The organism is Microbacterium sp. GXS0129 (assembly GCF_044769785.1).
GTDB classification, from domain to species: Bacteria; Actinomycetota; Actinomycetes; order Actinomycetales; family Microbacteriaceae; genus Microbacterium; species Microbacterium nymphoidis.
This window is the reverse complement of sequence record NZ_JBIZVZ010000003.1, coordinates 191,555-205,384: the sequence shown is the minus strand read 5'-3', so window position 1 is coordinate 205,384 and position 13,830 is coordinate 191,555. Positions and strand designations below refer to the sequence as shown.

Genomic DNA, 13,830 nt, shown 5'->3' with positions numbered 1-13,830 from the left:
TGCGCGCTCACGCGAGCGCTTCGGCGCGCCGTTCGGCGGCGAGGTCGAGGATGGCCGGGATGCAGCGCTCGATGAACGCGTGGAAGTCGTCGGCCAGGGTGTAGAGGTGTGCGGACAGGCGCAGGTACCCGATGCCCTCGAAGCTCGTGAACGCGGTCTCGACGCCGACCTCGTCGATCATCCGCATGCGCAGATCGTCGGCGTCCTCGCGGCGCCGCCCGAGCCCGTCGGGCAGGCGCACCAGGCGCATCGATGCGACAGGCATGCCGACGTCGGGCGTGGCGGGACCGGAGACATGCGCGCTCATCGCCTCGCCGATCACGGCGGCCCCGTAGTCGGCGAGCTCGGACATGGTGGCTCGCGTGCGCTCCCAGCCGTACTCGCGCTCGATCACGTCCACCGCGTCGGGGGCGGCGATCCACGCGGTGGCGTCCGCAGTGCCCTGCGAGTCGAAGCGCAGCGGCCACGGATCATCGCCGCCCCACGAGTCGATGAGGGGCCAGAGGTCCTCACGGTCGGCGGCGCGGGTGACCAGCAGCGCCGATCCGCGCGGCGCGCAGGGCCACTTGTGAAGATTGCCGAACCACCAGTCTCCACCGCCTGCGGTCGCAGCATCGGGCACGAGCCCCGGTGCGTGCGCCCCATCGACCAGCACGCGGACGCCCTGCTGGTGCGCGAGGTCGGTGATCGCCCGGGTAGGGAGGAACCGCGCGGTAGGCGAGGTGATCTGATCCACCACGATCAGACGGGTGCGCGCCGTGATCGCCTCCCGGAAACGTCCGAGGATCTCGTCCTCTGACGCTGCAAGCGGGAGGGTGACAGTGACGATGCGTGCGCCCCAGCGATGGGCCAGTCGCCGAGCCCCCATGGTGATGGCGCCGTAGCCGTGGTCGGTGACCAGGATCTCGTCTCCCGGTTCCAGGCGCAGGCTGTTGAAGACGACGGTCGCCCCGGCGGAGGCGTTGGTGACGAAGGCCGTGTCGCCGGGGTCCGCGCCCACGAATCCGGCGATCCGCTGCCGCGCCCGTCCGACCAGCTCCGGCACCCGGGGGAACCAGTCCACGGGGTTTCGGTCGCCGCGGCGGCGCAGCGCGTCCTGGATGGCCATGACCTCGCTCGGGACGGCGCCGAAGGAGCCGTGGTTGAGGTGGACGACCTGAGGATCCAGGGGCCAGGCGTCGCGTGCGGCGATGCCGGAGCGTAGCGTCACGGGGACGGGACGGTCGGGGAGAGGGGGCATGCCGGCCTTTCTGTCATCGGACAACATCGACGTTGAGCAACGGGTATGCGTGAAAACATAGCCCAAACCTGAAGATTTGTCCGATGACTTCTGTTAAATCCGTGTGACGATAGGGTCACAGAGGAGAGGGAGGTGGCGGATGGGCGCCGTCGACACCGCGCTTCGCGGCCTGCGGGTGATGATCGCCGATGGCACGCTGCGGCCGGGGGACAGGCTTCCCTCCGAGGGGGAGCTGAGCGACCGGCTCGGCGTCGCACGCGGGTCGATTCGGGAGGCGACGCGGATGCTGGCGGCCTTCGGAGTGGTGGAGACCCGCCACGGTTCCGGCACCTACGTGGGGTCACTGACGGCTGCGGACGTCATCAGCAGCATGACGCTGACCGTGGGGCTGCTCCCGCTGGAGTCGGTCATCGAGCTGTACGAGCTGCGCAAGGTGCTGGACGCTCATGCCGCTTCGCTCGCTGCTGCGCGCCACGCCCCGGCCGTCATCGAGGAACTCGCCGGCTATCTCGACCAGCTCGAGGGAACCGATGACGACGACGTGCATTCCGTGCTGGATCACAGCTTCCACATGCGCATCGCGGAGATCGCCGGAGTTCCGGCCGTCGAAGCGATGCTCGGCGTGCTGCGCTCGCGGTCACGCTCCTATCGGATCTTCGAGAGCGCATCGGCATCGGAGATCAAGCGACTCTCCAACGAAGGGCATCGCGCCATCCTCGATGCCATCGCGCGCCGCGATGCACCGGCCGCTGCGGCGGCGGCCGTCGCCCATGCGGCGCAGACGGAGCACTGGCTGCGACAGCTGCGTCCCCCTGCCCGTGCGAATTCTGAGGATATGCCGAACGGGGAATGATTCGGCAGCGAGGCCGCGTTGGAGTCCTCGGATCGACGAAAGGATTCCCCATGGCACGCATCGCCGTCATCGGTGGCACCGGTTACTCCGGCAGCCACATCGCCGCAGAGGCCGCAGCACGCGGTCACCAGGTCACCTCGTTCTCGCGCTCGCTTCCTGCCGAGCCGCTCGAGGGAGTCTCCTACGAGATCGGCAGCATCGAGCAGCCGCAGGCTCTCGTTGACGCCATCGGCGACGTTGACGTCGTGGTCTTCGCGGTCTCTCCCCGCGGTGGCATGGAGGGCAAGACCCGGTCGGGCATTCGCGAGACCATCGAGTTGCTTGCGCCATCGGTGCGCGTCGGCGTGGTCGGCGGTGCCGGATCCTCGCTGGTGGCACCGGGCGGGGCGCGCGTGATGGACGAGGGCTTCCCGCCCGAGGTGCTTCCCGAGGCCACCGAGATCGGCGGCGTCCTGGATGACCTGCGCGAGCGTGGCGACGCCAACGAGTGGTTCTATGTGCACCCGGCCGGCGGCTACGGCTCCTGGGCGCCCGGGGAGCGCACGGGCTCGTACCGCATCGGCGGAGACGTCATCGTCGTGGACGAGAACGGCGAGTCGAACATCGGCGGCGAGGACTTCGCCATCGCGTTCGTCGACGAGATCGAGAACCGCAAGCACATCGCCCAGCGTTTCACCGTCGGCTACTGAGTCGACAACGAAGGGCCGCTCCGCGTCGGAGCGGCCCTTCGGCGTGATCACGCCAGCTCGGGGCCGATGTAGCGCGCCGACGGCCGGATGATCTTCGAATCCTCGGCCTGCTCGAGGATGTGCGCGCTCCAGCCGGCGGCACGTGCCACCGCGAAGGTGGGCGTGAACATCGCCCGCGGCACCCCGCAGGCCTCCATCACGACCGCTGCGTAGAACTCGAGGTTGATGTGCAGTGCACGTCCGGGCTTCAGATCAGCCAGCACCCGCTCCGCGATGGCCTCGAATCGCCGGGCCTGCTCCACGCGTGATCCGCCGAGGCTGAGAGCGACCTCCTTGAGCAACTCGGAGCGCGGGTCGACGGTGCGGTACACGGGATGTCCGAACCCCATCAGCCGCTCGCCGGCGGCGACCTTCTCCCGCAGCAGGCGCTCGGTGCGGGCGTCATCCTCGCCCCCGATCTCGTCGAGCGCCTCGAGGGCACGCGCCGGTGCACCGCCGTGCAGCGGCCCGGTGAGGGAGCCGATGGCGCCGGCGAGGCATGCGGCGGCGCCCGCTCCGGTGGACGCGATGACGCGTGCCGTGAACGTGGAGGCGTTGAATCCGTGGTCCATCGCCGCCACCAGATACGCGGACAGCGCGGACACCTGCGCATCCGAGGGCACGACACCGGAAACGGCACGCAGATAGCGGGCGACGAATCCGCGTTCATCGTTCGCGGCCCCCGCGATCACCACGGGAGTGATGGCCGCTAGTGCGACGGTCTGGTGGACCCGCTCCTCACCCGGCAGATCGTAGAGCGCGCGGAATCCCCGGGCGGATGCGGCCAGCGGCCACGCTGCCGTCAGCCGCGACGCCGCATCGACGGGCGGGAGCGCAGCCAGGACCTTGGTGAGCGAGGGGTGCTCCTGCGCGGCCAGGAGCTCGGCGCTCCACTCGATGCGCTGTGCCGCGTCGGGCAATTGCCCATGGACCAGGTGGAACCACGCGTCCTCGAAGGACACGGTCCGCGCGAGCGCGGTGGCATCGTGCTGGCGGTACTGGTAGCGCCCGGCGTTGCCGTCCACACGGCTGATGGACGTGTCGGTCACGGCGACATTGGCCAGGCCGCGCGGCACCTCGATGAGGGTGTCGTTCATTCGATCGATGCGCATGATCTCTCCTCCGCTGGTGTTCTCGCTTCAGCTTGTCTCCGCGACGTGCTGGGGCCACTATTGATTCGATCAACATGGACGACCTTCCTCAGCTCACCACCGCGGAGGCGGCCGCACGGCTCGGGGTGAAGCCGGCGAGCCTGTACGCGTACGTCTCACGCGGTCTGCTGAGCCGGGTGCGCACGGCGCACGGCTCCCGCTTCGATGCACTGGAGGTGGAGCGGTTCGCACGCTCACGCCGGCGGGCGGATCCCGTCGGTGTGGTCCCCGGCTCGCCGCTGATGGTGCTGGACACCGACATCGCGCTGATCGAGGATGGAAATCTCTACTTCCGCGGTCGCGACGCGATCGCCCTGTCGAAGGAGCGCTCCTTCGAGCAGGTCGCGCGATGGCTCTGGGGACTGCCCGAGGATGGGGCCGGATTCTCCGTGGACCTCCATATGCTCGGCGCACTCCGCTCGAGCATCGCAGCACTTGCTCATGATGCGTCGCTCGCCCGGATGCAGGCGGCCGTGCTGGCGCTGGGCGCGGAGGCGGCGGCTGCGGACACCGCGCCCACGGTGGAGGCCGCAATCCGAGCGGGACAGCGCCTGCTCGGTCTGCTGCCGCGCATCTTCGGGAAGGCAGTGACGGCGGCTCCGGACGCGTCCGTCGCGACGATACTCGCCGATGCACTGCGCACCGGCCCCGGCCAGCATCCCGCGCTCGCCGGGGTGCTGGATCGCGCGCTGTCGCTCGCCGTCGACCATGATCTCGCGGTCTCCACGCTCGCGGCTCGCGTCTCCGCCAGCGCGCGTGGATCCGCCTATGCCGGCGTCCTCGCCGCCCTCGCGGTCTTCGATTCGCCGATGCACGGCACGGTGAGTCGCGACGCGGTGGTGCTCCTGCGCCGCATCCATGCGGGGGAGCCGGTGTCGAGATCACTGCGGATCGGGGACACCCGCGCCGGCGTGCCCGGATTCGGGCACCGCATTTACCGGGGACCCGACCCGCGCGCTCTCGCGCTGCTCGCGGACATCGCCGTGCTGGATCGCGACGGGAGCGTGCTCGCCGCGGTCGCGCGCCTGCGCGCCGCAGTGCATGAGCGAGCCGGTCTGCACCCCAACATCGATCTGGCACTCGCGGCCCTCGTGCTGGCCGGGGAGCTGCGCGACGATGCCGGTGTGGCGCTGTTCGGCATCGGGCGCGTGGTCGGGTGGATCGCGCACATCGCTGACGAATACGGTCGCGCGCCGATGCGACTGCGGCCGCAGGGGCGCTACGTCGGGCCCTGAGACGTCCCGCTTCGCGGATCCGGTGGTCTGCGTTGCTGCACGTTCGCACGCCTCTGAGTGCAGAAGCTGAGACCACGGCGTGGGCTGGTCTCAGCGATGGGAGATCCGGCGGCCGAACGGCGCCGAAAGTGAGACCGACCGGGTCAGACCAGATCCCGCCAGTCGACGCCCTCGTCCTCATCCTCGTCGTCCACGACGGACCCGGACGACGTGATCACCGGCATCGCCAGCGTCTCCGTCGGCGGACCCATGATCGTGGCCTCATCGCGACGGTGGCGTAGCACGTCCTTGATGTAGCTGGAGAGCACCTCAGCCAGCGGGACCGCCTGACCCCGCGCCTGGGACATGTACCACCGGTGCTCCAGCACCTGGTGGTAGACCTCGGCGGGTTCGAGCTTGGCGCGCAGGTCGTAGGGGATGGCCTTGACGACGGGCTCGAACACCCGCGTGAGCCACTCGTGTGCCGCCATCTCCTCATCAACGCCGACACGACTGACGCGGACGCGGAACTCGTCCAGGTCGTTCAGCAGCCGGCGCGCCTGGTTCTCCTCGACGTCCAGCCCCGTGAGGCGGATGAGGCGACGCTGGTGATGGCCGGCGTCGACGACCTTGGGCTGGATGACGACGCGGGTGCCGTCCGCCGCCGTCTGGATGGACATCTCGTCGATGTCGAACCCCAGCGCGTTCAGCCGCTGCACGCGTTCGGTGAGCCGCCAGGTCTCGTTGGCGCCGAAGGACTCCTCGACCGTCAGCGCATCCCACAAGGAGCGGTAGGACGACACGATCCGGTCGGCGATGCCGACGGCGTCCACCCCGTGCTCCAGTCGTCCGCCGGCGGCGAGGTCCATGATCTCACCGGCGATGTTGGTGCGGGCGACGTCCAGGTCGTGGTTACGCTGACCCTCGGTCAGGCCACCCTCATGGAGCTCGCCGGTCTCGGCGTCCACGAGATAAGCGGCGAACGCGCCGGCGTCGCGACGGAACAGTGTGTTGGAGAGGGAGACGTCGCCCCAGAAGAATCCGATGTTGTGAAGGCGGACGAGCAGAACCGCCAGGGCGTCCACGAGGCGCCCGGCGGTATCGGGGCGCAGGACCTGCGTGAACAGCGCGCGGTACGGCATGGAGAATCGCAGGTGCGCGGTGACCAGCGCGGCCGGGAGCGGGTTGCCGTCGTCGTCGGTACGTCCGGCGATCACCGCGACGCGCTCGACGCAGGGAACGGCGAGCCGGTGCAGGTTGCCGAGCATCTCGTACTCGCGGCGAGCCATCGCCTCGGTGGTCTCCTTGACTGCGACCACGCGGCCGGACAGGTTCGCGAAGCGCACCAGGTGGCGGGACAGGCCCTTGGGCAGCGAGACGATCGCGGAGCTCGGCCAGGTGGCGAGAGGGGTGGACCAGGGAAGTTCCAGCAGGCCGGGATCGACCGTGCTGGCCGTGATGGTGAGGGCTTCGGACACAGGCTCCCTTTCGCCGGTGGTGAAACGCCAATGCGGCGCGGTGGATCTCTCCACCGCGCCGCATCGTCGCGGTTCTTCGATTATCAGGCCGAAGCGATGGCCTTCTCGGTGAGGCGCTCGCCGGTCTCGGCGTCGAACACGTGCACGTGGCCCGGAACGGCGGCCAGCGTGACGGTGTCACCGGCGAACGGGTGCTTGCGGCCGTCGACGCGAGCGACGATGTCGTGCTCAGCGGCGCCGTTGGCGTTCGCGCGACCGTAGAGGTAACCGTCGGCACCGAGCTCCTCGACGAGGTCGACCTGGACCTTGAGGCCCTTGTCGGTCGCGGAGCCGAGGACGAGATCCTCGGGGCGGATGCCCACGCGGACCTGCTTGCCGTTGGCCTTGGCCAGGACCTCGCGCTCGACTGGAACGATCTCGTCGCCCCAGACGATGCCACCGTCGGTGATGTCGCTGGTGAAGAGGTTCATGGCCGGCGAGCCGATGAAGCCGGCGACGAACTCGTTCGAGGGACGCTCGTACAGGTCGCGCGGGGTGCCGACCTGCTGCAGGAGGCCGTCCTTGAGGACCGCGATGCGGTCACCCATGGTCAGAGCCTCGGTCTGGTCGTGCGTGACGTAGACGGTGGTGACGCCCAGGCGGCGCTGCAGCGACGCGATCTGCGTACGGGTCTGGACACGGAGCTTGGCGTCGAGGTTCGACAGCGGCTCGTCCATGAGGAACACCTGAGGCTGACGCACGATGGCGCGACCCATGGCCACACGCTGACGCTGACCACCCGAGAGGGCCTTCGGCTTGCGGTTCAGGTAGTCGGTGAGGTCGAGGAGCTTGGCGGCCTCCTCGACGCGCTTGGCGCGCTCGTCCTTGCTGACGCCGGCGATCTTCAGGGCGAAGCCCATGTTCTCGGCCACGGTCATGTGCGGGTACAGGGCGTAGTTCTGGAACACCATCGCGATGTCGCGGTCCTTCGGCGGGACGTCGGTGACGTCGCGGTCGCCGATGAGGATGCGGCCGGCGTTGACCTCTTCGAGGCCGGCGAGCATGCGCAGCGAGGTGGACTTACCACAACCCGACGGGCCGACGAGGACGAGGAACTCGCCGTCACCGACTTCGAGGTTGAGCTTGTCGACGGCGGGACGAGTGCCCCCCGGGTACAGACGAGTGGCCTGGTCGAAAGTTACAGACGCCATCGTTTTCTTCTCCTTCACCGGCAGGTACGTGCCGGACGATCCGTTGTGAATGAGCGACGGGGGTGAGCCGCCGTGACCCGTCGTCGGGTCGCGTTCAGTATGGCATGCGCATCGTGATATCGCACGAAATCGGTCGCGGCCCCGTCGTCATCCATCGCTCACGCCCTGGTCACCAGTTGTTTACCCGTCTGTTCGCTCGCGTGCAGGCCGACCCCGTCTGGGCATTTCTCAGTGTGGATGGGTACCATCGTTTGGTTGTGCCACCCGGATCCTGGCCGGGCGAGGAGGCGGAGACTTGATGACGAACGACGATCACAGCGAACTGGAGAGCACCGAGCAGCGGCAGGCCGTGCGTGCCAAGGCCCAGCGCGTGCAGGCTGCCCAGAAGCGGTGGCGCGTGGTGCGCGTGTCCGTCCTGGCCGTTCTCGCCCTCGCTGTCGTCGCGGCGATCATCGTTGCCGTCACCCTCGTCGTGAGCAGCGCCGCCACCAAGCCCGCTCCGGTTCCCGCGAACGTCGTCGACGACGGTGTTCAGATCGGTGCTTCCGCGGTCAATCTTCCGTCCTCCGCAGGCAACGGAACGCTGACTCCCACCTCGGCCCCCTCCGCCTCGGCAACCGCCACATCGGCACCCACCGCAGCACCGGTGTCCGTGGTCGTCTACTCGGACTTCCTCGACGCGAAGGCCGCTACGTTCCAGACGGCCAATGCGCGCCAGCTGGCGCAGCTGGTCAGCGACGGTGCGATCACGCTCAGCTACCACCCCCTCGCGACGCTCGCCCACAAGTCCAACGGCACCAAGTACTCGCTGCGCGCCGCAGGAGCCGCAGCCTGCGTGGCCAGCTACGCCCCGGATCTCTTCTTCGCCTACAGCTACGAGCTCATGCTCAAGCAGCCGGGCATCGACGCGGACGGACCCACGGACGACGACCTCGCTGACCTCGCCATCGCGCTGGGGATCCCGAACCAGGACGGCCTGCGCACCTGCATCACCAATGCCACATACCAGCCGTGGGTGAAGACGGTGACCGAGCGCGCGGTGGAAGGTCCGCTGCCGGGCACCAAGGCCACGATCGGTGAGCTGCCCCTGGTGCTCATCAACGGCGTTCCCTACGTCGGTTCGCTGGATCAGCCGGCCGAACTCCTGCAGGCCGTGATGGCGGCGGAGTCGAAGGCGTACTTCGAGACCGCGAGCCCGTCACCCTCCGCCACGGCGAGCGCCGAGGCACCGGCATCGGAGCCGACTCCGGCACCGGAGGCCACCCCGGCCACCGAGGAGACCCCGGCAGCGGAGCAGACCCCCGCCGGATGACACCGGTCCCGACGAGCCAGTAGGCTTGTCGCATCCGCCGACTTGGCGCAATTGGTAGCGCACCCGACTTGTAATCGGGCGGTTACGGGTTCAAGTCCCGTAGTCGGCTCAGACACGAAGGCCCCGCCTCCCTGGAAAACGCTAGGAAAGCGGGGCCTTCGTTTTTTCTGCTAGACCGCTCTTTGCCCCGTTCGTGCCCGGTCTATCTGCGCCGCCGGAGCCCGAAAGATCGGCATTCCGCGCAGAGCCTGGATGACCTCGCCGATTCGCGTCTGCACCGGTGAGGGCTCTTGAAGACCGCCAACCCCGAAGGGCATGTGTGAGAGTTCTTGGTTCGGCCCCACCGCATCGTGCGGCATGGGCTCGACGCTCCTTCGTGAGGGCATCGTTGTGGCCGTTGTGAGGTGGCCGGGGCGCGTTTACGCTGAGGCGGTGCAGCGCAAGGAGTGGACAGTGGACCCGCAGTCCTGGGTCGAGGTGCCCGTGCCCGCGTTCGCTACTGCGGACGAGGCAATCGCGCGCCACCGGCTTCTGGCGGACGGGACTATCGTGACGGTGGAGATGAAGCCGGAGTATGGCGGGGTCACCGGTATCTGGCATCGCGGCGACGGGGAGATCGGCCTTGACGGTGAGGTCCCGGACGAGCTTCGGATACGCCTGATGATGTGGCACACCTACTGGACTGATCGTTTCGATCCGATCACGGGCTGGGTGGCCGGTTCCCACGCCGCGTGGTGGTTGGCGGAGGGGCGACGACTGCACGGTCTGCTTCAGGAGCAACTGTGGTGGCGGTTCGAGATTCTCGACCGCTTCGATCCGGCATCCACGGCCTAAGTGATCACGCGGATTGCTGTGCGCTGCCATTCCGGCCACAAGTGCAGCGCGCGTCGAGGTCGTGGTGTGAGGGCGCCACGCAGCGAAAGCCGGTGAGCCGTCCGGCGTCAACCATGACCGTGTGAGATGGAAAACGCAGCCCAGATCGTTGCGGGCGATGTGTTTTCCATCCCCGACGCCCAGCGGCACCGCTGCACATCCCTCCGGTCGGCCGCATGCGCCGCGATGCACATGGGTCGCACTGCTCAGCCCGTGATGCGCAGGACCGGGAGCTTCGCGATTGCGCGTTCGATGTGGGCATTAGGCCAGGACTCCCGCACCAGATCCGCGGGAATCACCCGCTCGATGACCTCGGCGAGGATTCCGTCGCAGTGTTGGCGTAGCAGGGCGAACAGTGCGCGATCGGACACCGATGAACCAGTGCTCACCGACTGGAGCAGTGCGACGCCCCACGAGCGGGTGCGCGCCTCCTGGAGCCAGACGACCGCGTCCGCTACGTGGGTCTCGATTGCGAGGCCCTCTGAGGTGGCCGCGTCGCGGAGCCCGTCGATGGCCACGGGGCTGAGATCCACCGCCGTGACGATGTGACCGAGCCGTGCGGCTGCGAGGCTCACACGGCCCTGGCCTGCGCCGACGTCCAGCACAGGGGATGCCGGCGGGAGCTCGGCCAGTCGTTCGCACATCCACGCCGGCGCTGCGCCGAACAGATCCGGGTGTTCCGTGTAGCGCTCATCCCAGCGGGCCGCCTCCGTGCTCACAGCGGCCGGTCCCGCAGGAGGAACCAGTGATCGGCGATCTCCCGGAGCCGGATGATGTCCGCCGCGGGCCAGCGGTAGGCCTCGGCGAGCTTCATGGCGCGCCACCAGGTGCGCGCGTGCCGTCCAGCGACGACGTACCCCGCCGATCCCGACGTGGGAGGCGAGATCACCGTCTCGTCGCTGCGCGGATCCGTCGGGTGTAGGCCGATACCGGCCGTCCGCGCGAGCGTGCACAACCAGACGTAGTCCGGGTCTGCGGCGAACGCGACCCGCCGGCGGGACTCGCGATCGAACGCCTCGGCGCGGGCGAGCCGGTCTGCTTCAGCGGCAGCCCGGCGGATCGCCTCCTCCCGGCCGAAGTGCTCGCGCCAGTGCATGGCGTCGTCGATCTCGGACAGCATCGCCAGCCGCGCGACGGGCGGAGGAGTCGGGGACGGGTCCGCAGGACCTTCCTCGACAGTGACGACCACCCCCGGCATCAGTCCCTGCGGAGTCTGCACGAACACGCGCAGGCCCGACGACGGGGGAGCGGCCAGGGTCCACGTGTGCAGGAAGGCGGGGCCCACCGGCTCGGCGTCGGCGAGATCGCACGAGGCGATGGTGACGAAGCAGGCCGCGTCCTCCGTGTCCGCCATCACGTTCTCCTGATGCTCGTACGCCGCGCGGCGGCGTGCCGGGCTCCCGGACGAGAGTACCCGCCGCCACGGACACGGCGGCATCAGAGGACGGGGAGGCGCCCGATTCCGCCGCCGCGGGGCGGGGTCGACCCGCTGGCATAGAATCGAGACGGTGGGTTCTGCCCACCTCACCGCTGCCGTACCGCTGAGGGAGACGCCTGTTCATGGCAAAAATCATCTACACCCACACCGATGAAGCGCCGATGCTGGCGACCCACTCGTTCCTGCCGATGGTCGAGGCGTTCGCCTCCCAGGCGGGCATCGACGTGGAGACGCGCGACATCTCGCTCTCGGGCCGCATCATCGCAGCGTTCCCGGAGTTCCTGACGCAGGAGCAGCAGATCGGCGATGCGCTGGCCGAACTCGGCGAGCTCGCCAAGACCGCCGAGGCGAACATCGTCAAGCTCCCCAACATCTCCGCCTCCGTGCCGCAGCTGAAGGCGGCCATCGCCGAGCTGCAGGCCCAGGGCTACAACCTCCCCGACTACCCCGATGCCGCCGAGAGTGATGCCGACAAGGACATCCAGGCGCGTTACGACCGCATCAAGGGCTCCGCCGTGAACCCCGTGCTCCGTGAGGGCAACTCGGATCGCCGCGCACCGCTGTCGGTGAAGAGCTACGCACAGAAGCACCCGCACCGCATGGGCGCGTGGAGCAGCGACTCCAAGACCAACGTGGCCACCATGGGCGAGGGCGACTTCTTCAGCAACGAGAAGTCGGTCACCCTCCCGGCCGACGACACCCTCGAGATTCGTTTCGTGGCCGAGGACGGCTCCGTCTCCGTGCTCAAGAGCGGTCTGGCGGTGCTCGCTGGCGAGGTCGTCGACGGCACTGTCATGAGCCTGTCCGCACTGGACGCGTTCCTGGCCGCCCAGGTCGCTCGCGCGAAGGAGGAGGGCGTCCTGTTCTCCGCCCACCTCAAGGCCACGATGATGAAGGTCTCGGACCCGATCATCTTCGGTCGCGTGGTGCGCGCCTACTTCTCCGAGCTGTTCGACACGTACGGTGACCAGCTCGCCGCCGCGGGTCTCTCCGAGAACAACGGCCTCGCCGCCATCATCGGTGGCCTCGACGCCCTGCCGGCCGATGTGGCCGACGGCGTGCGCGCTCTCATCGAGAAGGGCCTGCAGGACGGTCCCGCCCTCGCGATGGTCGACTCCGCCAAGGGCATCACCAACCTCCACGTGCCCAGCGACGTGATCGTCGACGCCTCGATGCCGGCGATGATCCGCGACTCGGGCAAGATGTGGAACCGCGCGGGCGAGCGTCAGGACACCCTCGCGGTCATCCCGGACGCCTCCTACGCCGGTGTCTACCAGGCCGTGATCGACGACTGCCGCCGCAACGGCGCGTACGACCCGGCCACCATGGGTGACGTCCCCAACGTCGGTCTCATGGCACAGAAGGCGGAGGAGTACGGCTCCCACGACAAGACCTTCCAGCTGCCGGCCGCCGGACGTGTCCAGGTCGTCAACGCCGCGGGCGACGTCCTGATCGAGCACGTCGTCGGCGCCGGTGACATCTGGCGTGCCTGCCAGACCAAGGACATCCCGGTGCGCAACTGGGTGGAGCTGGCCGTCGAGCGCGCCCGCGACTCGCAGACTCCGGCCGTGTTCTGGCTCGACGAGAACCGCGCCCACGACGCTCAGCTCATCGCGAAGGTGAAGACCTACCTCGCCGACCTCGACACCGACGGTCTCACCATCGAGATCATGTCCCCGGTCGAGGCCACGAAGTACTCGATCGAGCGCATCCGCCGCGGCGAGAACACCATCTCGGTCACCGGAAACGTGCTGCGCGACTACAACACCGACCTGTTCCCGATCCTCGAGCTCGGCACCTCGGCCAAGATGCTCTCCGTGGTCCCGCTGCTCGCCGGCGGTGGCCTGTTCGAGACCGGTGCGGGCGGCTCCGCGCCGAAGCACGTCCAGCAGGTCCAGGAGGAGAACCACCTGCGCTGGGACTCCCTCGGCGAGTTCCTCGCGCTCGCGGTCTCCTTCGAGAAGAACGCGAAGCAGAACGACAACCCGAAGGCGAAGATCCTCGGCGTCACGCTGGACGAGGCCACCGGCCGGTTCCTCGACGAGGACAAGTCGCCGTCGCGCTCGGCCGGCGAGCTGGACAACCGCGGCAGCCACTACTACCTGGTGCGCTACTGGGCCGAGGCCCTCGCGGCACAGTCTGAGGATGCTGAACTGGCTGCGGCCTTCGCGCCGGTCGCCTCCGCGCTCGTCGCCAACGAGGACGTCATTGTCTCGGAGCTCAACGGCGTGCAGGGCTCGCCGGTGGACCTGGGCGGCTACTACCACCCCGATGAGGCGAAGGTCTTCGCCGTCATGCGCCCGTCGGCCACGCTGAACGCGATCATCGACGGCCTGCGCGGCTGATCAACCAG

12 protein-coding genes and 1 tRNA gene are annotated in these 13,830 nt (G+C 68.7%); 7 read left to right on the top strand and 6 right to left on the bottom strand.

The features are described 5' to 3' along the window. Positions 1 to 7: 7 nt before the first annotated feature. Positions 8 to 1,240, bottom strand: coding sequence for an aminotransferase class V-fold PLP-dependent enzyme (locus ACIQJ5_RS11220; RefSeq protein WP_402843890.1), 1,233 nt, complete (start codon positions 1,238 to 1,240; stop codon positions 8 to 10). Between the two features lie 139 nt (positions 1,241 to 1,379). Here ACIQJ5_RS11220 and ACIQJ5_RS11215 point away from each other — a divergent pair, with 139 nt between their 5' ends. Both ACIQJ5_RS11215 and ACIQJ5_RS11210 read left to right on the top strand, forming a co-directional pair. Then, positions 1,380 to 2,093 carry a FadR/GntR family transcriptional regulator gene (locus ACIQJ5_RS11215; RefSeq protein ID WP_402843888.1) on the top strand — a complete coding sequence of 238 codons (714 nt, stop codon included), beginning with the start codon at positions 1,380 to 1,382 and terminating at the stop codon, positions 2,091 to 2,093. Between the two features lie 50 nt (positions 2,094 to 2,143). Next, the gene (locus tag ACIQJ5_RS11210) at positions 2,144 to 2,782 is read left to right on the top strand and encodes an NAD(P)-dependent oxidoreductase (protein WP_231092173.1); all 639 of its coding nucleotides are present in this window, start codon (positions 2,144 to 2,146) and stop codon (positions 2,780 to 2,782) included. 47 nt (positions 2,783 to 2,829) lie between these two features. Here ACIQJ5_RS11210 and ACIQJ5_RS11205 read toward each other — a convergent pair whose 3' ends face one another. Then, positions 2,830 to 3,933 (bottom strand): citrate/2-methylcitrate synthase, encoded by a 1,104-nt coding sequence (locus tag ACIQJ5_RS11205; protein WP_402843885.1) that lies wholly within the window; start codon positions 3,931 to 3,933, stop codon positions 2,830 to 2,832. A gap of 74 nt (positions 3,934 to 4,007) precedes the next feature. On the opposite strand from ACIQJ5_RS11205, the gene ACIQJ5_RS11200 reads away from it, so the two are divergent. Continuing rightward, a complete protein-coding gene (locus ACIQJ5_RS11200) occupies positions 4,008 to 5,207 on the top strand; it encodes a citrate synthase (protein ID WP_402843882.1) in 1,200 nt (399 codons plus the stop codon). 143 nt (positions 5,208 to 5,350) lie between these two features. Here ACIQJ5_RS11200 and ACIQJ5_RS11195 read toward each other — a convergent pair whose 3' ends face one another. Both ACIQJ5_RS11195 and ACIQJ5_RS11190 read right to left on the bottom strand, forming a co-directional pair. Then, positions 5,351 to 6,664, bottom strand: a complete 1,314-nt coding sequence (locus ACIQJ5_RS11195) for a DUF4032 domain-containing protein (RefSeq protein ID WP_231092176.1) — start codon at positions 6,662 to 6,664, stop codon at positions 5,351 to 5,353. 83 nt (positions 6,665 to 6,747) lie between these two features. After that, complete coding sequence (locus tag ACIQJ5_RS11190; protein WP_231092177.1) at positions 6,748 to 7,854, bottom strand: ABC transporter ATP-binding protein; 1,107 nt, start codon at positions 7,852 to 7,854, stop codon at positions 6,748 to 6,750. A gap of 298 nt (positions 7,855 to 8,152) precedes the next feature. Between ACIQJ5_RS11190 and ACIQJ5_RS11185 the strand changes: the two genes are divergently transcribed. The 3 genes from ACIQJ5_RS11185 to ACIQJ5_RS11175 all read left to right on the top strand — a co-directional run bounded on the left by ACIQJ5_RS11185 (position 8,153) and on the right by ACIQJ5_RS11175 (position 10,000). Further along, on the top strand, positions 8,153 to 9,166 hold the full coding sequence (locus tag ACIQJ5_RS11185) for a thioredoxin domain-containing protein (RefSeq protein ID WP_231092178.1): 1,014 nt from the start codon (positions 8,153 to 8,155) through the stop codon (positions 9,164 to 9,166). Positions 9,167 to 9,202: 36 nt separating this feature from the next. After that, a tRNA-Thr gene (locus tag ACIQJ5_RS11180) sits at positions 9,203 to 9,275 on the top strand. Between the two features lie 323 nt (positions 9,276 to 9,598). Further along, a complete protein-coding gene (locus ACIQJ5_RS11175; protein ID WP_402843878.1) occupies positions 9,599 to 10,000 on the top strand; it encodes a hypothetical protein in 402 nt (133 codons plus the stop codon). 245 nt (positions 10,001 to 10,245) lie between these two features. On the opposite strand, the gene ACIQJ5_RS11170 is transcribed toward ACIQJ5_RS11175, so the two are convergent. Together ACIQJ5_RS11170 and ACIQJ5_RS11165 are read right to left on the bottom strand one after the other, a co-directional pair. Further along, positions 10,246 to 10,758, bottom strand: coding sequence for a class I SAM-dependent methyltransferase (locus ACIQJ5_RS11170; RefSeq protein ID WP_402843876.1), 513 nt, complete (start codon positions 10,756 to 10,758; stop codon positions 10,246 to 10,248). Continuing rightward, positions 10,755 to 11,393, bottom strand: coding sequence for a hypothetical protein (locus tag ACIQJ5_RS11165; protein ID WP_402843873.1), 639 nt, complete (start codon positions 11,391 to 11,393; stop codon positions 10,755 to 10,757). Before ACIQJ5_RS11165 ends, ACIQJ5_RS11170 begins: the two co-directional genes overlap by 4 nt. A 206-nt stretch (positions 11,394 to 11,599) precedes the next feature. Between ACIQJ5_RS11165 and ACIQJ5_RS11160 the strand changes: the two genes are divergently transcribed. Beyond that, complete coding sequence (locus ACIQJ5_RS11160) at positions 11,600 to 13,822, top strand: NADP-dependent isocitrate dehydrogenase (protein WP_402843871.1); 2,223 nt, start codon at positions 11,600 to 11,602, stop codon at positions 13,820 to 13,822. Positions 13,823 to 13,830 lie beyond the last annotated feature (8 nt).